General features: G+C 60.7%; 12 protein-coding genes and 1 pseudogene. 6 read left to right on the top strand and 7 right to left on the bottom strand.

All coding sequences use genetic code 11. The features are described from left to right. Nucleotides 1-80 precede the first annotated feature (80 nt). The gene (locus JNK74_03485; GenBank protein ID MBL7645234.1) at nucleotides 81-1,208 is read left to right on the top strand and encodes an ATP-dependent 6-phosphofructokinase; all 1,128 of its coding nucleotides are present in this window, start codon (nucleotides 81-83) and stop codon (nucleotides 1,206-1,208) included. 27 nt (nucleotides 1,209-1,235) lie between these two features. Here the strand turns inward: JNK74_03485 and sugE are convergent, their stop codons facing one another. From sugE to JNK74_03470, 3 genes are all read right to left on the bottom strand, one after another. Then, the gene (gene sugE / locus JNK74_03480) at nucleotides 1,236-1,556 is read right to left on the bottom strand and encodes a quaternary ammonium compound efflux SMR transporter SugE (GenBank protein MBL7645233.1); all 321 of its coding nucleotides are present in this window, start codon (nucleotides 1,554-1,556) and stop codon (nucleotides 1,236-1,238) included. Nucleotides 1,557-1,629: 73 nt separating this feature from the next. Beyond that, complete coding sequence (locus JNK74_03475) at nucleotides 1,630-5,100, bottom strand: mechanosensitive ion channel (GenBank protein ID MBL7645232.1); 3,471 nt, start codon at nucleotides 5,098-5,100, stop codon at nucleotides 1,630-1,632. Between the two features lie 190 nt (nucleotides 5,101-5,290). After that, the gene (locus JNK74_03470; protein MBL7645231.1) at nucleotides 5,291-10,351 is read right to left on the bottom strand and encodes a c-type cytochrome; all 5,061 of its coding nucleotides are present in this window, start codon (nucleotides 10,349-10,351) and stop codon (nucleotides 5,291-5,293) included. Nucleotides 10,352-10,717: 366 nt separating this feature from the next. Between JNK74_03470 and JNK74_03465 the strand changes: the two genes are divergently transcribed. Continuing rightward, nucleotides 10,718-12,043 carry a DUF1080 domain-containing protein gene (locus JNK74_03465; GenBank protein ID MBL7645230.1) on the top strand — a complete coding sequence of 442 codons (1,326 nt, stop codon included), beginning with the start codon at nucleotides 10,718-10,720 and terminating at the stop codon, nucleotides 12,041-12,043. 147 nt (nucleotides 12,044-12,190) lie between these two features. Here JNK74_03465 and JNK74_03460 read toward each other — a convergent pair whose 3' ends face one another. From JNK74_03460 to mpl, 3 genes and pseudogenes are all read right to left on the bottom strand, one after another. After that, nucleotides 12,191-12,451: a glutaredoxin family protein gene (locus tag JNK74_03460; protein MBL7645229.1), complete on the bottom strand. Its 261-nt coding sequence runs from the start codon at nucleotides 12,449-12,451 to the stop codon at nucleotides 12,191-12,193. Between the two features lie 390 nt (nucleotides 12,452-12,841). Next, a pseudogene (locus JNK74_03455) lies at nucleotides 12,842-13,601 on the bottom strand (AAA family ATPase). 13 nt (nucleotides 13,602-13,614) lie between these two features. Then, complete coding sequence (gene mpl, locus JNK74_03450; protein MBL7645228.1) at nucleotides 13,615-15,018, bottom strand: UDP-N-acetylmuramate:L-alanyl-gamma-D-glutamyl-meso-diaminopimelate ligase; 1,404 nt, start codon at nucleotides 15,016-15,018, stop codon at nucleotides 13,615-13,617. A 316-nt stretch (nucleotides 15,019-15,334) separates the two neighbouring features. On the opposite strand from mpl, the gene JNK74_03445 reads away from it, so the two are divergent. Then, nucleotides 15,335-17,107: a hypothetical protein gene (locus tag JNK74_03445; protein ID MBL7645227.1), complete on the top strand. Its 1,773-nt coding sequence runs from the start codon at nucleotides 15,335-15,337 to the stop codon at nucleotides 17,105-17,107. Between the two features lie 8 nt (nucleotides 17,108-17,115). On the opposite strand, the gene JNK74_03440 is transcribed toward JNK74_03445, so the two are convergent. Continuing rightward, nucleotides 17,116-17,760: a DUF4203 domain-containing protein gene (locus JNK74_03440; protein MBL7645226.1), complete on the bottom strand. Its 645-nt coding sequence runs from the start codon at nucleotides 17,758-17,760 to the stop codon at nucleotides 17,116-17,118. 306 nt (nucleotides 17,761-18,066) lie between these two features. Between JNK74_03440 and JNK74_03435 the strand changes: the two genes are divergently transcribed. From JNK74_03435 to argF, 3 genes are all read left to right on the top strand, one after another. Then, entirely contained in the window at nucleotides 18,067-18,405 is a 339-nt protein-coding gene (locus JNK74_03435; protein MBL7645225.1) for a zinc ribbon domain-containing protein, read from the top strand. 128 nt (nucleotides 18,406-18,533) lie between these two features. Continuing rightward, nucleotides 18,534-19,730, top strand: coding sequence for an aspartate aminotransferase family protein (locus JNK74_03430; GenBank protein MBL7645224.1), 1,197 nt, complete (start codon nucleotides 18,534-18,536; stop codon nucleotides 19,728-19,730). Then, a complete protein-coding gene (gene argF, locus JNK74_03425; protein ID MBL7645223.1) occupies nucleotides 19,724-20,629 on the top strand; it encodes an ornithine carbamoyltransferase in 906 nt (301 codons plus the stop codon). The genes JNK74_03430 and argF overlap by 7 nt, the downstream gene beginning before the upstream one ends. The last annotated feature ends 124 nt before the right edge of the window (nucleotides 20,630-20,753 follow it).

Raw genomic sequence — 20,753 nt, 5'->3', positions numbered from 1 at the left:
ACGGCGTATAATGGCGATGGTTCCCCCAACCGGCGCGTCGGGAAACGCCCCAACCACCAAGGAAAGTGTTGACCAGATCCATGCCCAATAAACTCAGAACCGTTGGCATTCTTACTTCAGGCGGCGACTGCCCCGGCCTTAATGCGGTGATCCGCGCCATCACCAAGACCTTGACCCCGGGCGGAACGGAGATCTTTGGGATTCTTGAGGGTTTCAATGGCCTGGTGCACAACAAGTATGTCCGGTTGAACGACACGGACACGAGCGGGCTGCTGACGATTGGCGGTACGATATTGCGGACGAGCCGGAACAAGCCCCACAAGATGCCCACGCCGGATGGCGGCTTCCGGGATATGACCGGTGCGGCGATTGAGAATTACAGGCGCATGAATTTGGACTGTCTTTTCTGCCTGGGCGGCGGGGGCACGCAGAAGAATGCCTACCATCTGATGAAGGAAGGCGGGCTTAACGTGATTACCACGCCCAAGACCATCGACAACGACGTTTGGGGGACGGACGTCTGCTTTGGTTTTGACACGGGCATGAGCATTGCGACGGAGGCGATTGATCGGCTCCACACCACGGCCAGCAGCCACCACCGCGTGATGGTGGTGGATATCATGGGGCACAATTCGGGCTGGCTGGCACTGGGCGCGGGCATCGCGGGCGGTGCGGACGTTATCCTGATTCCCGAGATTCCCTACGATCTGGAGGTGGTGGGCAAGTCGCTGCTGGGACGTATGCGGCGCGGCAAGATGTTCAGCATCGTGGCCGTGGCCGAAGGGGCAGTTTCAGTTTCGGAGGCCGCCGAGGAACGTGAAAAGGGCGGGAAGAAAAAGAAGAAGAAAGGCTCGAAGGAAATCGAGCACATCAAGGAGCCTGTGAGCGCGATTCTGGCGGAGCATCTGGAGGATGTGACCGGCCTGGAAACGCGCGTGACGTCGCTGGGGCATCTGCAGCGGGGGGGCATACCGACGCCGACCGACCGGCTGCTCTGCACGAAGTTTGGCACCCACGCGGCGGATCTGGCGCTCAATGGTCAGTTCGGCTGTATGGTGGGCAAGCAGGGTGAGGAGTTTGTTGCGGTGCCCCTGGAAGACGTGGTGGGTAAGAAGCGACTGGTTACGCTGGACCACCCCTGGGTGAGGGCCGCGCGCGATGTGTCGGTCTGTCTGGGCGATGTCATACCCAAAGGGCTGGAACGATAGGCCGACAGCGCGGCATGGCCTCCGGAATCACTTTTTAGTGATGAACTTCAATCCGGCGATGCCGGCGATGATCAGTGCCACGCAGAGGAGCCTGGCAAGGGAGGCGGACTCGCCAAAGAGCGCAATTCCGAGTATCACCGTGCCCACGGCGCCGACGCCGGTCCAGACGGCGTAGGCGGTTCCCACGGGCAGAGAGCGCATGGCGACCGCCAGCAGGAAGACGCTCATGGCCATGGTGACAACGGTGAAAACAGAGGGCCAGAGTCGGGTGAAGCCCTCGGAGTATTTCAGGCCGATGGCCCAGCCGACTTCAAGCAGTCCGGCGATGATGAGCAAGATCCAGTTCATGGCGTGCGGGGGCTTTCTTCAGTTCGGGGTTACGGGGCGTACAGGACTGCGGGTCGCCGATGTTGGGCCTCGCTCATTTGTTTTCTCGAGCCTTTTCGTCGATAAGCTTCAGTTCGCCGCCCGGCAGCGCACCAATGCCGTGGAGGTGGATATCGCGCTGGGGGAAGGGAAGCTGGATTCCGTTTTCACGGAAGGATGCTTCGATCGCGGTGAGAAGTTCGTCTTTCGTGGCCGAGGCATTGTCGAGGTCGGCGCAGTGCGCGCGAGCGACGAAATTCAGGACGCCGTCGGCGAAGCCAATGAAGAAGACAGTTGGGGCCGGATCGCTCAGGATGGCTTCGTGGCGCTCAACGGTTTGCAGAATCAACTGCTTCACCAGGGCGATGTCGGAACCGTAGGCAATGCCGATGGGAATCTCGATCCGGAGAACGCGATCGGAGAGGGTCCAGTTGATCAGGCGTCCGGTGACAAACTCCTTGTTCGGCACGATGAGTTCCTGGCGGTTGGACGTGGTGATCCAGGTAGCCCTAATGCGGATACGGGTAACGGTGCCGACGATGTCGCCCACGGTGACAGTGTCGCCGACGCGGACGGGCCGCTCGAAGAGCAGAATGATGCCGGAGACGAGGTTGGCGAAGATCTCCTGCAATCCGAATCCCAGACCGAGGCCGACGGCGGCGAAGAGCCATTGCAGCTTGCCCCAGCTTAACCCCACGGCGCTGAAGGCCCAGGTCCCGCCGATGAGGGTGAGGGCGTAGGTGATGATGGTGTTTGCCGCGTAGCGTTCGCCTGCCATGAGCGCCATGCGCTGCCAGACGAGGATTTCCAGTAGACCGGGCAGATTGCGCACGGCGATGGTGGTCATTCCAGCGATAAAGATGAACGCGGCGACGTGGCGCAGTGTGATAGGCACCTGCTGTTCCTGCGTATCCTGGATAATGGCGCCGGCGGCATCTTTGGTCTCGGTGGTAATGGTGTCGGTGACGGTCCAGAGTTCGACGCGGTTGAGCACGCTGAGGGCCGGAAGGTCATCGGCCCAGATCCACCAGACGCAGAGGGCAAGCCCCACGGCAAAGCTGCTGCGAATGAGGCGCATGGCCTGGGTGTCGATCTTGTCGAGGTCGACTTCCTCTTCCACCACCGGGGTTGCTTCACTTTCGCTTCCGCTTTCGCGCATGGCCTCCAGTTTCTTCCTGGCGCGGGCGCGGGCCATCTGGCGCCGCGCGACGAGCATCCATCGGAGGACGAGCTGAACGACGACGGTGAGGCAGAAGGCGCAGATGAGCAGGTAATGCAGCTTGGTGGCAATCTGCAGTGCGGAATAGGAGTAGCCGTAGGCGGCGGCCAGCAGAAGGGCGATGGGCGTCATGACCCCCATGGCGTACCACAGGCGCCGGAGTCTCAAGTCGCTCCGCTTGCGCGCGCGCTCGATGATTTCGAGCAGGGCGCCGTTGCGTTTTCGGAGCATCACGTGTCCAAAAATGGCGAGCGCCAGAAGGGCCAGTATTAAGGCGAATCGCCCGAGGGTTTCCTGCCAGTTGTTGTCGTCTTTGACGATGTCCATGGTGGCGATGATGACGGCGAGGGGGAAGGCGGCGAGTTCAAAGCCCAGTATGCGCCGCGCGGCGGTCTTGCAGGAACTTTCCGACCAGCCGAAGTGGGCGATTCCCAAGCCGTTGGGGCGTAGCACCTCCCGGATGAACTCGAGGCTCCAGAGGTAAAAGGCGCAGGCGCCGAGTGCCTCACCGAGCCATCGGGTGTAATCGGTGCTCGCGAGGGAGACCGAGCAGCGCCATCCGATGAGGGCCAGCAGCAGGGGAATGCCGAGGGAGACCAGCACGGTGTAAATGGTCGCCGTGGCGGTGGGCCGAAACTCCATGCATCCGCGCTTGCTGGCGCTTTCGGCGGCAATAGCGATGCGACGCCGGAACTGCCAGCGAAAAGCGATCAGCACGAGGACGGCAAAGGCGCACGAGATGACGGGGAGTGGCGACGTGGAGAAATCGCTCTTGAGGGCGGCCGCGAAGGTGGCCATATTTTCCACGTCGACGAGCCATAGCCAGGCTTCCCGTGCGGGCCCGAGTTCATCGAGGCTGATCAAATCACCGCTGCGTAGCCAGAGCACGCGCTCGGTGATGTAGCGCTGAAATTCTCGGGTCTGTGCGATGAGTTGCTGTTCCTGGGCATCCAGGTCAATCAAGGTCGCAAAATAGGTTTCGTAGTCTTCGATCTTTTCATCCAGCGCTTCGCGCTGTGTGGTGTAGAGGGCGCGGAGCACCTTGGCGAATTCGGTCCGCTGGGTTTCCGTAACCTCGGCGGGGAGTCCGGAGAGGTTCTCCTCAATCAGGGAGCCGATGTCCGCCAGTTTCCGGCGGTCCTCTTCGCACTGGATCTCCTCCACCTGCGTCGCGGCGATTTCCTGTTGGCGCGCCCGGATATTGCGGGCGAGCTGCCGTGTATCCTCAAGATCCCGCTGGTAGGTGCGCAGCAGGGCGCCCGTGCCCGCGCCAATGCCCGCCGCGTCCACTTTGGCCTTTACGGCGGTGAAATCGCTGGTGAGCGTGGCGAGTTTCTCCCGTACTCGGGTGAGGCGGGAGCTCGCCTGCTCCACTTTTCTGAGGAGCCCTTCGGGTCCAGTGCGTTCCAGGGTCAGCCGGGTGTTGGTCTCGGCGAGTTTACCGGCCAATTCGCGAATCGCCGCCGGGGCGTTGCTGGCTTCGAGCATGGCCTCGCGTGCGCGGGTGGCGGCCTCGAGTGCCTCGTCCTGTCGCTTCGCCGCGAGAGCTTCGCGGAGCAGGGAAGCCTCCCGCTTCAGGTGTTCGGCGCGCCGGGTGGAGGCGTCGAGCTTCAGCGCGAGAACGCGGCCACGCAGGTCGTAGCTCTGTAACTCTGCATCATAGGCGTTGAGCTCTTGCTGGGCTGCTTCTTTTCGGGCGGCGGCCAGCGTGCGGCGCGCATCCACAAGTTCGGCGGCATCGGTTGCGGCGGGGGGCGCGTCCAATTCGGCCTGTGCCTCGGAGAGGCGTTGGCGGGCGGCGGCCTGAAGCTCCGGGATCTGGCGCCGGCGCTCCGGGCGCTGGGCGGACTCCTGTTCGAGTGCGGCGCGATCCGCCTGGGCGGCGGCGAGTGCGGCGTCGGCATCGGCAACGCGCTGGTCGATTTCCGCCGAAGTGGCGTCTTTCGGAATCTGCTGGGAGGGGCTGTCGAGGGGTTCTACGAGAGCCTGTTGCAGGGCTTTGGTGATGGACTCCGCACCGGCAATCATTTCAGTGAACTGGGTTGCGGTGGCGGTTGATTTCGCGGCTTCCTGAAGCTGGTTCTGTGCCTGGCCATAGAGTTCGGCAACGCGGGCCTTGGTGCCCTCGTCAAGATCGGCTTTCTCCTGCGCGGCCTTAAAGCGTGCGTCGATGGCGGCAGCGTCCAGTGCGGGCGCCGCCTGTGCCGGTGCGGCAGCCTGCTGGGCATTGGCGATGGGAAGCCCGGCGACGACGATACACAGCAGGGCTAAAGGGAAGAGAGAGGGTAGGATGCGACCATATTTCACAATACTGCCTCCGGAAGGTAAGGGCGCGGGGGCAACAGAACATTGCCTTGTCTGGGGGGCCAGTATATCGGCCGGGTGCTTGCCTTGGCAAACCGGCGGGTCAGGTTTGATAGGACTGATTGGACGGATAGGACCGATTTGAGGAGGTATATCGGTCCTATCCGTCTTATTCGTCGTATGGGTTTGTCCGTTATTTCACGGGCGAAAGTTTGATGGCGCGGAGATCGATCAGATACTGGTTGATCGGGCCGCCCGCGCGGAAAACAATGCGCTGCTCACCGGCTTCGAGTGCGAGGGTGCCGATCTCGGACTCTCGATAGCGGTCCCAGGTGCCGGTGCCGGAAACCTTGCCTCCGAGGACGTTTGCGCCGGATTCGAGTCGATAGAGATTGCCGGCGATGGTGTCGTCGCAGCAATACTCCAGCGTGACCTGGTAATTGCCCGCCGCGGGAACCTTCGCTTTCCAAACGGCGTGGTCGTTGATGCTGCCCCAGTAGCCCAGGTTGCGGTAGGTTTCTTCGTATTGCAGGGTATCGCCATAGATTTCTGCGTTGCTCGCCTGGAGTTCAATGATTCCCTCGGCACTCGCTTCCACTACTGCGGGGGCATTTCCCGGAAAAGATTTGGGCTTGCGGTCTTCGCCGCGAACATAGGCAATCAGATCCGCCAAATCCTGCGGCTGGAGGCCTTCTTCCAGGCCCGCCGGCATGATGGACTGGTCGCCCGCCGTCATGGTCTCGATGTCGTCGCGAAGTACGGATTGCTGCACGCCGCCCGCATTGGCGAGGGTGATGCTGTTGGCGTCTTCACCCGCGAGTACGCCCGTGAAGGTCTCGAAGTTCTTCGTTTCAATGGTGTAGCTGGTGTAGCGGCCTTCGACAACCCGGTTGGGATCGAGAATCGAGGTGATCAGCGTTTCGAAGGAGCCGCTGCCCGCCGCGGCGAGATCGGGGCCGACCACGAAGCCGAGATCGCCCATCTGGTGGCACTTGGAGCAACGCTCTTCGTAAACTTTCCGGCCATTGACGCGATCACCGGCAAGATCCGCGGCGGGCATGAACTGCTCGATGACGGCGGCGCGGTCGGAGTTCACCAGACCCGCCATCAGCGTGTCTACGCGCGCCCGGACCGCGCTATCTTGACTGGTGAGGAGTACCTGGCGGTGTCCGGCGTCGAGTTGCCGCGGGGAGATCACCTGGGCCTCCATCTGTGCGAGGATCGCCTCGACGCCCGCGGGCTGGGCGAGGAGCACATCGAGCACTTGACCGCGAATCTCGTGGGTATAGGTAGACCAGCCCGCGAGAAGTGCGCCTATTGCGCCGTCGCCGCCGCTGCGGGCGAGGCAGTCGATGGCCGCGCGGGAGACGGCCAGGTCTTCGCGGGGATCGATGAGGGTTTGCGCCAGAGCCTGATCCGCCGCGAGTTCGCCGGGCTGGCGCGCCATGAGCGCGAGGGCCGAGACCCGGAGGGACTCGGACTGGGCGTGGTCCGGCGCGACGGCGCGGGCGGCGGAGAAGACGGGAACGAGCAGCCCGTGGGACCCGGCGAGTGTTTCCAGTGTGGCCTCACCACGGGCGGCATTCAGCAGGGTGGTGGCGGCCGCGAAGTGGGACTCGGTATAGGCACCGTCGGATGAAAGGGCCATGGCCTCGGCCAGTCTCGCGAGCATATCGTTGTTGTTGCCCGCTTCAGAAAGCCGCACGGACATGGCCAGCACGTCGTTGCGGTGGTCTTCGTCGAGGTCGGCTGACTGGAGATAGGCCAACAAGGAATCAAGCAGCAGCGGGGAGTTCGTAGCATTGAGCGAACTGATGCAGGCGTGGGCCAACTGTCGGTCCGCCGTGTTGGCTGCGAGGAGCGCACCGAGGGCCTGAGCGGCTTCCGGGCTGTCCCAGTTGCCGAGGGAATAGGCAAGCTGGAGCTGGACCTGCTTGTCCGTGTCGCTCTGATGGGCCAGGACCGCCGTGCCGACATCCGGTGACATGCCGAGGAAGTGCTCGGCGAGCCGAATGGCGTGCCGCACTACGCCGGGGTTCTCGCTCGCGAGGGCGCTCAGGATCACTTTTTCATCCAGCGCCGCCAGACCGTCGAGGACGTTGAGGGCGTGAACCCGGGCCACGGGATTCTTGCTGCTTGAGGCGAGGGCGGCGAGGGGTTCCACGGCGGCTTTATCACTGGATTCGATGAGGAGTCGATGGGACGTATCCCGCACCCAGGGGTTGGGGTGGTCCAGCTTGGCGACCAGGTCCGCCGTCTTTTTCGTGTTCAGCGGTTGAATGGTGCGAGGTTCTTTGCCCACCGGGTAGACGCGGTAGATGCGGCCCATGTCGTTGCCCAGCAGGAAGTTGGTCCGGGCCTTGTCTACTTCGGAAATGTATTCGGGATGTTCAATATGGGCGCGATACATGTCGGCAACGTAGAGTGCGCCGTCGGGGCCGGTGCGAACCATGACTGGACGGAACCAGTTGTCCGTGGAGGCCAGGAACTCTTTCTTTTCTTCACCGTGAGGGCGCTGTGCGGTGAAGCTTGCGCCTTCGGGAGACAGATCCATGCGGAAGACAAGATTGTGAACCGGTTCGCCGACAAAGGCGTTTCCATAGAACGCATCGCCCAGGAGGGTGTCGCGGTAGATGTCGAGACCGCAGACGGAGGTGAATTTGTTGGCGTTGAACTCTTCATTAAATCGGGTTATATAGCGGCTGATCGCATAGTTTGCCCGGTCCTCAATCAGAAGATTGGTGGCCCGGGGGAAGGCATAGTGGTTATTGCGCCGGGCGTACTCGTCGGCCAGTGTGTAGTGATAGATGGGATAGGAATTGTTGCAACCAAACCAGTTGCCCCAGTCGTCTCGTGCGCGGCTGAACTGGGTCTGGCCCGCCTGTCCGTCGATGTGTCCGCCATCGGGCCGAATGCGGAAGTCGCGGCCGCGAAGGTTCAGGGTTTCCGCACTCTTGGTTGAAGTGATCTCGCCGGAGCTGTCGCCATTGGCGCCATAGATCCAGTTGTCCAGACCCCATCGCAACCCGTTCACGCGGTGCTGCTGGTTGCCCTCGCCAAAGCCCGTGTAGAGTACTTCGCGGATATCGGCCACGTCGTCGCCGTTGGTGTCTTCGAGATAGAGGATATCGGGCGCGCAGGTTACCAGGAGGCCTTTGCGCCAGGGAAAGAGGCCCATGGCGAAGGCGAGGCCATCGTGGAAAATGGTGGAGCGGTCATACTTGCCGTCCCCATCGTCATCGCGCAGCAGGCGGATGCGGCTGCCGGGTTTGCCCTGCCCGTCGAGCCCCAGGGGGTAGTCCCGCATTTCCACAACGAAGAGACCGCCATCCGCAGCCCACTCGAATGCAACAGGATCCACCACCAGCGGTTCGGCGGCCACGAGTTCGACCTTGAAGCCGGGCTTCACGCGTATGGAGGCCAGGGACGCCTCGGGAGAGCGGGAAGTGGGGGCGACACCGCTCAGGAGTTCGTTGAAGGAGCGTCGGTCGGCGAGATCGGGCAGCTTGGCGGTGGTTTCGTTGACCATCCACATGTGGCGGGAGTGGAACCATACGCCGTTGTTCTTACCGTCAATGGCGATGGGCGGGAGGGTCGCGCCCTCGGGTAGGACATTTTCGCCCCAGCCTTTCTCGATGGAATCGAAGAGATAGACGCCGGAGACCGTACCATCGGCCAGTACGATATCGAGGTCCTTATCTTCGTCCAGATCGACGAGTCTTGCGGCTGGGGGCCATACCCCGTTGAATGCTTCCGCGACTGCCTTGGGGTAGCTATAGCCAAGGCCCTGAAATCCAGAATCCCAGCGGCTTATTCCGTAGTGTCCATCCACCAGCTCTGGTTTCCCGTCTCCATCCAGATCTCGAAAGCGGGCCACATCGTGCAGATCTCCGCTCAGCGCCTCGGTCAAATCGGACATTGCGGTCCAACCCTCGCGGGTGAAGGCATATGCGAAGGATTCATCAAAGTCATTGGACACCGCCACTACAGCGCCGCGTGGGTCCAGATCGGGGACAAAGCGCACGCCCGTGTCTCGGATGCTCCCTTCATCATTCACGATCTGGAAGGGTAATTCCTCTTCAATCCAGGTCTGGTTGTGGTTGTTCCACACCCGCGTGCGCTGCGCTGCAGCGTTGCCGATGACCACGTCCTGGTAGCCGTCGTCGTTCAGGTCGAGAATGCGGACACCGTTGTCGCGCCCCTGGGCATCGCGCAGGGGGGTGCCGTCGAGGAGGTTGGCGTCGATGCGCTGTTGCACTTCGGCGAAATTGAGGAACTTCACCTTCTTGCCGTACTTTGTCACGGCATGATTGATAAGTTCGACGACCTGGGTGTTCTCCATCCAGCCATGGGGATGGAAGACCAGGGTATAGACGCCCTTCTTGATGACGGCGGCATCCAGGGAAGCTTTCATGTCGTCGATGGACTTGGGATTGTTTTTGCCGTTGAGATTTTGGGCTTCCCAGTCGCTGGGCACGGCGTTGGGGAATTCCCAGCAGACCCGATTGATCACGTAGGGATAGGGGTAGTCTTCGATGGTGTTGACGAAGGAGGGGAAGGGCAGGTATTTGCGAAACTTCTCGCCACCGTCAGCATCGAGGACGAGTTCGCGGGGCAGCTCCGGGTCGTTGGGCGTGGTGATGTTGAAAACCGAGGAGTCGATGGTGAGAAAGGAGCCGTCGGCTGCCACCTGGTCGAAGATGCCGTCGTAGAAGCGCGGGCTGGGGGTATTCTGGGAATCACAGCAGGGCATGCGGAAGGCAACGGCCTTGTTGCCGGGAATCCGATTCAACAAAGACGTGCAGTTGTGCACATCGTCGCTGGAAAACTGGAAACCTTTCTCATTGAGGAGGGGGCAGGGGTGGCTGACGGTGTGCACATCGATGCTGCACCCTTCCTGGAGGAGTTGCTGGAGCATGGGGTGGGCCGGATCGGGCTTGTTCGCAAAAATTGTCACGGGGGCGTGGCCATCGATCTGCTTCAGGCGGTCAAGTATGGGGCGGAGGTAGGCCTCGTATTTCACCGGGTCGCTCATGTCGTCAATGGCGAGCACCACCACGGCTTCTACGCCCGGCTCGCCCACCCACATGGGGGTGGTGAGTTTCGGGAAGGTTCGGTGCACGTAGTAGGGGTCGGATTCGTCCAGGTAGGCCAGTCGATTACCATCGGCCACGGCAACACCGCCCGTGAGTGTCAGGCAGGCGAACAGGACAGCAAATCCCAGAAAGGGACGGGAAAAGGTGGCTATCTGCATCTCGAAACGATTCCTCTTGGCGGGACTCACGGCCCGTGACGGACGACTGAGGGCGACGGCGGGGCCGTGGGGCCCGCAGCCGTCGCGGGGCGAATGCGCCAATCTATAGGAACCGTGAGGTCGGTATCAATCTCGGGTTGGGGGCTGGCCACGCGCACATGGGTCCGATGGGTGGTACGGGACTTATGAGACGGAAATTGTGGAGATAGACCTCCTGAAGACTCCATGGGTCCCATACGACCCATAAGGCCCATTTTTCTTGTCCCGTCCTTATCCTTTATTCTGTCGCGGGAATTCGTTAGAATCGCGGTCCCTATTGTTGCGGGGCCTGATTGACCGTTGTCCAAGTAAACCGGAGAATAAAGCATGTACTCAACCCAAATTTTCCTCACAGGTCGGGCGGTTCGTCACGCCGTTCTGGCGTCCGCGCTGACCCTGACCGCGCCTATGGCCCTGGCGGGTGCTCCCGACGGCTTTACGGAGCTCTTCAACGGCAAAGATTTGACCGGCTGGTACGGCAATAACCCGCACACGACGCTGAAAGAGACCTCCCGGGATGGTCAGTTTGCCTCCATAGCGGCGCAGCAGGAAGAATTCAAGGCCCACTGGTCGGCCCAGAACGGGGAGTTGGTGAACGATGGCAACGGTCCGTACGCCACGACGGTGAAAGACTACCGCGACGTGGAATTCCATGTCGATTACAAGACCGTGCCGCTCGCGGACAGCGGTATTTACCTCCGCGCAACCCCGCAGGTGCAGATCTGGGACTATACCGAGCAGAAGAAGTTTGAACTGGGAGCGGACAAGGGTTCCGGCGGCTTGTGGAACAACAGCCCCGGCGCGGCGGGCAAGGATCCTATGGTGCTTGCCGACAAGCCCTTCGGCGAGTGGAACAGCTTCAAAGTTACCCAACTGGGCGCACGCACGACAGTTTTTCTCAACGACAAGCTGGTTGTCGATAACGCCCCGATGGAGAACTACTGGGACCGGACGAAACCGCTGCCCGCGTTTGGCCCGATACTTCTTCAGACCCACGGCGGAGAAATTCGCTGGCGGAATATTTACATTCGCGAAATTCCAGCGGAAGAAGCCAATGCGAAGCTGCGGGGCGATGACGCCGCCGCGGGCTTTACCTCGGTATTCAATGGCAAAGACCTGACCGGCTGGGCGGGTGCGACGGACAGCTACGAAGTGCGCGACGGCGCGATCATTTGCAAGGAAGGCACCGGCGGCAATCTTTTCACCGAGGAAGAATATGGTGACTTTGTCGTTCGCGTGGAGTTCAAGGTGCCTCCGGGCGGTAACAACGGCCTTGCCATTCGCTATCCCGGTCAGGGTAACCCTGCCTACGATGGGATGACGGAGCTGCAGGTGCTGGATGACACGGCGGATATGTACAAGGCGTTGGATCAGCGCCAGTACCACGGCTCGGTCTATGGCATGGCGCCCGCGCACCGGGGCTACCTTCGCCCGGTTGGTGAGTGGAATTACCAGGAGGTAACGGTGCAGGGATCGACCATCAAGGTGGAACTGAACGGCACGGTGACCCTGAACGCGGACGTGAGCACCATCACCGAATTCATGGCGAATTCCGCCCACCCTGGCAAGGATCTGAAGAAGGGACATTTTGGTTTCGCCGGGCACAACGATCCGGTGATGTTCCGCAATATCGCGATCAAGAAGCTCGACTGATCTCGGCCTGGTACCGCTAAGACCCGCTGAAAAATTGCAGGGACGGGAGCGACGACAGTGACAGCAGTTCAGAACAATTCGTTGTTTTCTGCGGTCACCGGAATCTCTGCCGTCCCTGATCTTTTACAAAGTGACCAGTGGCTCGACTCAGGCCATCCCGAACAACGACTTCGCGAAAGCTTCCGAAAAGGGCTGGCCCGGCTCATAGCCACGCTTCCACTCGCCATTGACGATGAGATAGGGGACCCCGAGCTTGCCCGTTTTCGCTTCGAGTTCCTCGCCATAGGCGAGGTTTTCGCGGATGTCCCGATTCTCGTACGGGATGCCATTGGCGTCCATGAAGGCCTTGAGGTGCTGGCAATCGCCGCAAAGTTTGGCGGAATAAACGATGATGGTGTCACTGCTCACTGGGGTACTCCTGAAGGGTTGAGATTCGCGTCATTATAGCTTTGGTGTGAAGGCGTATTCACACGCCGCAGGGACAGCGTCGCCCGATGGCCCGACTGTGCAAAGGCCGATATGCGTTCAATCGGTCGCCTTGACCGAACGAGCTTGACGACAATCGGCGGGGCTGTCCTGTCGTCCGCGAGGCTGACCAGCATGTGCAGACATGATCCAGTAAGCGAAGCGCCCCTCTTTACATGGCCCGTAGCGTTGTCATGGGTTCATCGAATTGATCCGAGCCACGACGCCACACGACAGGACAGCCCCGCCGGTTGACGTTTGCCCTTTTCGACTTGGTGATATTTTGGGCAAAAGGTGCTTCTTTCCACCCGTAATCCCGAGGCGACGCTGTCCCTATTCGAAGGGAATTTCCATCTGTGGTTCGAGGAGGATTTCCAGCATCGACTCGTACCTATTGAGAAAATTCTTTGTCACTTCGTAGTGCTCGGTTTCGGTATACGCCACTTCACGAATGCCCTCATCGTCGAGGAGGAGTATCTTCGCTCTGGGGTAGGCCAGGAGAATGGGGGAGTGGGTGGCGATAATGAACTGTGAGTTGTCCTTTACCAGTTCGTGAATCGCCGTTAGCGCTGCCAACTGCCGGTTGGGCGAAAGGGCCGCCTCGGGTTCGTCCAGAATGTAGAGTCCGTCGCCATGAAAATTTTTTCGTCAGCGTTGTGAAGAACAATTCACCATGAGATCGCTTGTGCATGGACAAGTTGTCGTACGCTCTCAGGTGGTATTTGTCGCGCTCGTCCTGATCCATGTAGGTTGCGACGTTATAGAGGCTCTCCGCCCGAAAGAAGTAACCATCGCTCGGGCGCGCGAAACTGCGGACTAATTTGAGGTGCTCACTCAGCCCGGAGACGGTGTGTGCGGTCTGCACCTGCATGTTTTTTGTGCCGCCTTCCTGCGAAAAGCCGAGCTTCATTGCGATGGCTTCAATAAGCGTAGATTTGCCTGTGCCATTTTCTCCTGCGATGAAGGTCACGTCGGGGTGGAATTCGACCCGTTTGAGTGCGCGCAACGCAGGGATGTTGAAGGGATAAGCCAGTGGGTCAGGTATCGTTTCCCGCTGGAGTATCACCTCCCGGAGATAGGGCTTCGCTTGCAGCAAGGCTTCCCCCTTAATCCCCGGCCAGATCCCGGAAATGCTGGTAAATGCCACCAAACGCGCCATTGCTCAGAATCAACACGATGTCGCCTGCCCTGCCTGATTCGTGAATTTCTTGCGCCAGCGCCTTGGGGGCATCGGCTACCGCCGCCGTCAGCCCCGCCGAGGTCAGCAGGTAGACCAGCCGTTCGCGATCCAGCCGTTCATCGGCAGGGATCTTTTCGCCGCGATAAATAGGGCCGAGGTAAACTTCGTCCGCACCGCGGAAGCAGGAGAGCATGTCGTCGAAGAAGCGATTGGTCACGGTCGTGTTGCTTCGGGGCTCGAAGAGCACCCGCAGGCGCTGTCCGGGCCATCGCATGCGCGCGCCGGCGATGGTCTCGGTGATGGCCGTGGGGTGGTGGGCGAAATCGTCGATGTAGGTTACACCTTCGGATTCGAGGAAGACCTCCATGCGCCGCTTCACGCCCTTGAAGGTCGCTACTCCTGTTGCGATGGCGCCCATGGGCGCACCAAAGTAGTGGGCCACGGCAACGGCTGAGAGCAGGTTCTGGAGGTTGTGCTTCCCGGTCAGCGTGGTGCTTACCTCGCCGACTTTGTTGCCGCCATGATACACGGCCATTCGTTGCATTCCGCCTTCCGCACCGAGTGCTTCGCCGCGCCAGTCTGCGTCCTGCGAAAAACCATAGGTCTCCACGGGGCAGTACGCGTAGTCCTTCAAGCTGACGGCGTGGTTGTCGGCGCAGCAGATCAGTCGGCCTTGCGAAGGGATCTGACGCAGCATGCGCTGGAAGGCCACTTCGATGGCTGCGAGATCGGGATAGATGTCGCCGTGGTCGAATTCCAGGGAGGTCACCACGGCGACTTCGGGGAGGTAGTGAAAAAACTTCGCCCGCTTGTCGAAGAAGGCGGTGTCGTATTCGTCGCCCTCGATGACGAAGGGGGCACTGACATGGCCAAGATGGGCGGAGTGCTCCACATTCAGGGGTTGTCCTCCGATGAGGTAGCCGGGGGCAAGGCCGCATTCGGCAAGCACGTGGGCCGTAATGGCCGTGGTGGTGGTCTTGCCGTGGGTGCCGCAGATGGCCACGGGGCGTCGCTGGCGTAGCACGTGTTCCTTCAGCCATTCCGGCAGGCTCATATAGCGCAGGCGCTGTGCGAGGGCGGCCTCCACTTCCGCGTTGCCCCGGCTCAATACATTGCCCAGGAGCACCACATCGGGGTTCCAATCCAGGTTTTCGCCCGCATAGCCGTCGGCCACGGGAACGCCCAGGGCGGCCACCATGGTTGAGGTGGGGGGATAGAGCGGATTGTCGCTGCCCCGAACTTCCCAACCAGCTTCCAGCGCCAGACGCGCCCCGGCCACCATCGCGGTGCCGCCAATGCCTGAGAAGTGGATGGTGGGCTGTTTGCTCATAAGTTCTTCGACTCCGTAAGGGTGATTAATCGGGTTGATGCGGGAGTATAGCAGACGAATACGGGCAGGGGGGACCTGTCGTCTTGATGGTCCGCGACATTAAGAGAACTCCGTTGCTTTTTTGAATTGTATACTCATTTTCTGTGATAAAGTGTCGATTGTGGCTGGACTTATGGGATACGAGGGAACGAGGCATCCTGGGCGAGATGGGTTCGGTGAACGGGCCGGGAGGTACTTGGGTATGGTTTGTCGCATTTTCACGCAACGCTGCGGTGTTTACAGGGCGTTGGTCTGCACACTGATTCTAATCGGAGGTATGCATTCGGCGGCCCGTGCGCAGGACGTGGCCTTCGAATTCGTTCAAGGTATCGGCGGGACGCTTGAGGAGAATGCTTCCGGCGTGGCGCTCGACGGTACGGGGAATATCTACCTGTCGGGCTTTTTTGAAGGTACCACGGACTTCGATCCCGGGGTGGGCAGCGTAACTCGGACGAGTGCCGGAATGTATGACGGCTTCGTGGCGAAGTACGATCCCGCGGGCGCGCTCCAGTGGGTCCATACTTTTGGTTCCACCAACGTGGATTACTGCTTCGGGTTGAAGGCAGACGCGGGCGGGAATGTGTACGTGACGGGTATGTTTCTGGGCACGGTCGATTTTGACCCCGGCGCGGGCGATGCCAGCGTGACCGCGGTCTCGGCCTTCAGTGAGGCCTTCGTGTTGAAGCTGGATACCTCCGGCGATTTTGTCTGGGTCAAGGTCATCAGCGGACCGCGATCGGAGATTGGTATTTCCCTCGAGTTGGATGACGCGGGCAATATTTATACCTTCGGCCAATTCGGTAATACCCCGGACTTTGATCCGGGCGCCGGCGTATTTAACCTGACGTCGGTGAATCCAAGTGACGTCTACGTGCAGAAACTGGACTCAGCGGGTAGTTTCGTCTGGGCAGTGGGCATTGCGGGAACCATCCGGGATTTTGGCCGCTTTCTGGCCGTGGGACCCTCGGGCGATATATTCGTTACAGCGAGCTTTCAGGGAACCGTCGACCTCGATCCCGGCGCCGGGGTAGCTTCACACGCCAGCGCGGGCGGGAATGATGCTTTTCTGCTCAAGCTGGACGCCAGCGGCGCATACCAGTGGGCCCACCGTTTCGGTGATGCGGGGGAGGACGACGGCCTGAGTGTGGCGATAGACAGCGGGGGCAACGTAATTGCCGCGGGCACCTATCAGGGGACCGTGGATTTCGACCCCCTCGCGGGTGTGGTGAACCTGGACAGTTTTTCGGCACGTTCCATCTATGTGGCGAAGTACAGTCCCATTGGCGCCTTTGACTGGGCCGGTGGCTTTACCGGGATGGACGATGGGTTTGCATATGGTTTGACGGTGGACAGTTCCGACGGTGTGATTGTGGTTGGTTCTTTTGAAGGTACGGCGGACTTTGACCCAGCCTCGGCCACGGCGGCCAGTGCCACGAGCATCGGTGACGAGGACTTCTACATGACCAAGCTCACGTCGACCGGCGTGTGGAAGTGGACGGAGCAGCGGGGGACGCTCGGGCGTGAATTAGGAGGCACGATCATTACCGACGGGGCGGGCAGCCTGTTCACCACGGGGCTCTATTCCAACATGCTGGACTTTGATACGAGTGCGAGCGCGACCAATCTGACCGCCGCGGGCAGCTTTGATACGTTTATCATGAAGCAGGTCCCGAAAACCGGGGCGGCCATCACCAGCAACCCCACGCCGGGAGATATCTTCAGGAACCAGCCTCTTTCACTGATTGCGCCGGCGGGCTTTTCCCAATATGTTTGGAAACGTAACGGCCTTGTGATGAATGAGAACGCACCGCGTATTACGGGCACGCGCGGGGCATCACTCGAATTCTCACCGGTGCTGCAGAGCGACGAAGCGGTTTACACCGTGACCTACGACGATGGAACGGGCACCATACTGGAGAGCACGGTCTATACGCTGCTTACGGCTGCGGCTCCGGCTGGCCTGCCGGTGACGGGGACACTTGGTCTGATGGTGGCGACGGGAGTGATCGGGTTTTCGGGGTGGCGCGTACTTGGACGTCGTCGCGGATAGGCGGAACCTCAACGCTCCTTTTTTCTGGCGCCCGTGCCGAACTGGGCGGCGGCGCCGACAAGGGTAATAAAGAGCCAGATTGCGACGACCATCCAGCCGAAGTAGGGTGCCGGTGTTCCAGGGGCGGTTTCGGGAGTGGATCCGGGGGCCAGGTCGAGAAGTCCTTTCGCACGGGCCAGGGCCAGGCCCGCCTGTGTCATAAGCATCGCGCCGATCGCAGCGGTGGCGAGCTTCATGACTGGCCGCTCAACGAGAATGGCGAGGAGTCCACCGGCGAGCCCGATTCCGGCGACGGCCCAGAGGATCCACGGGTCTTCACGTCCCTGGAGCACGGAGTAGGCCGCGACGCTGGCCCCGAGCATGCCCAGGCAGAAGATGCCGGTTCGGTAGAGGAAGAAGAGGGCCATGGCGCCGCAGAAGCCGCCTACGCAGAGGGCGATGCCCATACCGATGAGGTGTCCGTAGCTCAGGAAGCCGACGATAACCGCGGCCGCGCTTCCCGCCAGCAGGAATCCCGTGAGGCCGAGGATGAGCTTGATGAGGCGGTAACCAAGAAAGCAGTACAGGAAACCGACGCCCGCCATGCCGGCCACCACAAGCATAACCTGTTCTGGTGGAACATCTTCCAGACGCCAGGCCAGTAGTTCTTCCATAATGTACTCCTTGGTTGCGCCCGCAGTATATCGTCTTTTCCTGGACCCTCCCAAATCTTGTGGCTTTTGGTCTGATCGATCAGTCGGCTCCGACTGATCGATCGGATTGTCTGACGCCACGCGTCGTTTCCGATTTTTGATCTGCCCCAGGCGCTCTGCTACAATACACGGTTTCCTCGACTACGTTGGTCTCTTCAGGCCAACGTATTTGATTTCAGGCCCTTAGGCCAGCGGCCAACCCGGTCGCGGCGGGGCTTTGTTGCCGAATCCCGGCCCTGAGCCGGGCAGCTATGGAGTAACAGTGCTGTGCCTACCTATTCCTATGAATGCGGCGGTTGCGGCCATGTCCTCGACGTCTTTCACGGAATGTCCGCCGAGCCCAAGGTGAAGTGCGAGCGGTGCGGAAAGAAGTGCAAGCGCCTGATGGGTAGCGGGGCCGGATTTATCTTCAAGGGTACCGGATTTTACGAGACGGACTTCAAAGATAAGAAGGGTACGCCCCCGGAGAAGCCGAAAGCCGAGGGGACAACCCCGTCGGCGACGGAGTCCAAGGCCGAATCCAAGACGGAGAAGAAGGCCGAACCGAAGCCCGCCGTAGAGAAGGCCAGGAGCGGCGGCGCGAAGAAGAAGGCGGCCAACAGCTAGACTTCCCCAACCCATCTACCGGCACATCGCTGTGCACTGCGCATACTTGCGGGTTCTGTATTCCAATTGAACCTGCAGGCCCCGGGAGAAGCGCAATGAACAGCATGATCGTGGAAAGTTCCCCCTACATGACCCTGACCGATGAAATCAAAGCCCTGAACGACGCGCACATTATCAACACGTATGGCGCGCGCAAGGTGGCGCTCAGCCGTGGCGAGGGCATGCGCCTGTGGGACGCCGAGGGCAAGGAGTACCTGGATTTTTTCGCGGGCATAGCGGTCTGTAACCTGGGCCATTGCCACCCGGAGGTGACGCAGGCGATCTGCGATCAGGCCAGGAAGCTGGTCCACGTTTCCAATCTCTATTATATTGAGGCGCAGACCCTGCTGGCGTCCGCCCTTTCGAAGAGCTGTTTCGCGGAGAAGTGGTTCTTCTGCAATGGCGGCGCCGAAGCGAACGAAGCGGCCATTAAGTTGGCGCGGCGTTACTGGCACAAGCAGGGGACGCCCAAGCCCGCCATCGTGACCGCCCACCAGTCCTTCCACGGCCGCACGCTGGCGACGGTAACGGCCACGGGGCAACCGAAGTACCACGATGGCTTTCAGCCGATGATGCCGGGCTTCCACTATGTTCCCTACAACGACATTGGCGCGCTGGAGGCGGCAATCACGCCGGAGGTGGGCGCGGTTCTGTTGGAGCCGATCCAGGGCGAGGGCGGCGTGCGCGTTCCCTCGGCGGAGTACTGGCATCAGGTGCGCACGCTCTGTGATGACAAAAACGTCCTTTTGATTCTGGACGAAGTTCAGACGGGTCTGGGTCGAACCGGCACCCTCTTTGCCCATCAGGGCTATGGCATCACGCCGGATATTATGACGTTGGCGAAGGGGCTCGGCAACGGTGTGCCGATCGGGGCCATGGGGTGCACGGATGAAGTCGCTAACGGATTCGAACCCGGATCTCACGCGTGTACCTTTGGCGGAAATCCTCTTAGCGCGGCGGCGGCGGTGGCCACCATTCGCGCTTTGACCGCGCCGGGATTTCTCGAGAAAGCTGCCGAATCCGGCGCCTACCTCTTTGAACGACTGGCCGAGATTGCCCGGGACTTCGAATCTGTTGTCGAAGTGCGGGGCAAGGGACTCATGGCCGGTGTTGAATTCGACCAGCCTGTTGCGCCCCTCGTGGGCAATTTAATCGAAGCCGGTATCATTTGCGGGCCCGCCGGCCCCAATGTCCTGCGGTTCCTGCCGCCCCTTATCGTGGAAAAAGAACACATCGACCGGATGGTGTCTCTCTTGAAGGCCTGTCTCGGAGAATTGAAATGGTAAAAGACTTTATCTCCCTGGCCGACTTCAGCCGGGACGAGATCGTGGCCTTTCTGGACCTGGCGGACGATCTGAAGGCGAAACAGCGCAACCGGATTCCCCATCGCCTGCTGGAGGGGAAGACGTTGGCCATGATTTTTGAGAAGCCCAGCCTGCGCACGCGCGTCACCTTCCACACGGGCATGTTCCAGCTTGGCGGTGATTCGGTGCTCATTGAGACGACGCTGGGCGCCCGGGAGTCGGTGCCCGATGTGGCGCGCAATCTTGCGCGCTGGGTGGATGGCATCATGGCGCGAACCTTCCGCCATTCCGATGTGATCCAGCTTGCGGAATACGCTTCCGTTCCCGTTATCAACGCGCTGACGGACATGCTGCACCCCTGCCAGATTCTGGCGGACGCACAGGCAATTCGCGAGCACAAGGGCCGGGACTTGAGCAGCCTGAAACTGGCCTTTGTCGGCGATGGCAATAACGTTTTCCATTCATGGGCCATGTTTGCCGCGCGTGTTCCGATTAATCTGACGTTGGTGTGCCCTCCCGGCTATGAGCCCAGCGAGAAGATCGTGGCCCAGGCCCGCAGTCAGGCGGAAGGCCAGATCGAGATCACCCACGACGTCCAATCGGGCGTGAAGGACGCCGACGCCGTCTATACCGACGTGTGGGCGAGCATGGGGCAGGAAAAGGAGACTATCGAGCGCGAGCGCGCCTTTGCCGCCTACCAGGTGAACGACGCCCTAATGTCGCTCGCAAAGAAGGATGCCCTGTTCATGCACTGCCTGCCTGCCCATCGCGGCAGTGAAGTAACCGACAGCGTGATGGATTCGCCGAACTCGATCGTTTTCGATCAGGCGGAGAATCGCCTGCATGCGCAGAAGGCCGTGCTGGCGACATTGATGGCCTAGAAGTTATTTCGTCTCGTTGGCCCCCTGAATTGCTTCAGGGACGACAGCGTCAGCAGGGACTACAGGAAATATACTGCTGTGGCTGCTGTCTCTGCTGTCCCTGCGACTTGGGCGGACTATCCCA

The sequence above is a fragment of the Candidatus Hydrogenedentota bacterium genome (assembly GCA_016791475.1).
GTDB lineage: Bacteria > Hydrogenedentota > Hydrogenedentia > Hydrogenedentales > JAEUWI01 > JAEUWI01.
This window is presented reverse-complemented; position numbering and strand designations above follow the sequence as displayed.

Coding starts and splice junctions, on each gene's coding strand:
- JNK74_03485 (MBL7645234.1), top strand. CDS start 81: ATGCCCAATAAACTCAGAACCGTTGGCATTCTTACTTCAGGCGGCGAC.
- sugE (MBL7645233.1), bottom strand. CDS start 1,556: ATGAACTGGATCTTGCTCATCATCGCCGGACTGCTTGAAGTCGGCTGG.
- JNK74_03470 (MBL7645231.1), bottom strand. CDS start 10,351: ATGCAGATAGCCACCTTTTCCCGTCCCTTTCTGGGATTTGCTGTCCTG.
- JNK74_03465 (MBL7645230.1), top strand. CDS start 10,718: ATGTACTCAACCCAAATTTTCCTCACAGGTCGGGCGGTTCGTCACGCC.
- mpl (MBL7645228.1), bottom strand. CDS start 15,018: ATGAGCAAACAGCCCACCATCCACTTCTCAGGCATTGGCGGCACCGCG.
- JNK74_03445 (MBL7645227.1), top strand. CDS start 15,335: ATGCATTCGGCGGCCCGTGCGCAGGACGTGGCCTTCGAATTCGTTCAA.
- JNK74_03440 (MBL7645226.1), bottom strand. CDS start 17,760: ATGGAAGAACTACTGGCCTGGCGTCTGGAAGATGTTCCACCAGAACAG.
- JNK74_03430 (MBL7645224.1), top strand. CDS start 18,534: ATGACCCTGACCGATGAAATCAAAGCCCTGAACGACGCGCACATTATC.
- argF (MBL7645223.1), top strand. CDS start 19,724: ATGGTAAAAGACTTTATCTCCCTGGCCGACTTCAGCCGGGACGAGATC.